Source organism: Mesorhizobium sp. M7A.F.Ca.CA.004.06.1.1, from assembly GCF_003999135.1.
Classification (GTDB): domain Bacteria; phylum Pseudomonadota; class Alphaproteobacteria; order Rhizobiales; family Rhizobiaceae; genus Mesorhizobium.
The window spans coordinates 1-428 of the sequence record NZ_RZPQ01001470.1 but is presented as its reverse complement, the minus strand read 5'-3'; the positions used below and the strand labels follow the sequence as shown (position 1 = coordinate 428).

Here is a 428-nt window from a genome sequence, read left to right as displayed (position 1 = left end):
AAACGACTGGCTGGCCTCGCAGATGACGTAATAGCGACGGCCGAGCAAGCCATTGCCCAGATCGCTGGGGCGTGTGGCATCCATGGCGAAGTAGCAGGGGTTCTTGACAGCGCCTTGCGCGACCTTCTTCCGGTAAAGCGCGCGGGCTCGTTCGAGGACAATTTGCGAGATCTGGCCGTCGCTGTCGCCGACATGAGCCTGCAGCCAGGCTGGAACGGCAGATGGTGCGGCAAAGGATCGGGCCGATACCGCCACGGCGATGACGACGAGAAGGCTGGCGACGACACCCAGAGAAACAGATCTCAACCGCACCGGATCAATTCTCCTTGTCGAAGCGAATGGCGATTTCTTGCGGCATTGCCGCGAGAATCGATCATAGATGGCCTCGCATTATCGGGCGAAACACATCTTGTTTAGCGTACCCGCAT

Annotated in this window: 1 pseudogene; it reads right to left on the bottom strand. The window is 59.1% G+C overall.

Annotated elements, in window-relative coordinates:
* Nucleotides 1–312 (bottom strand): annotated as a pseudogene (locus tag EN906_RS36985) (hypothetical protein); the annotation flags it as partial.
* Nucleotides 313–428 lie beyond the last annotated feature (116 nt).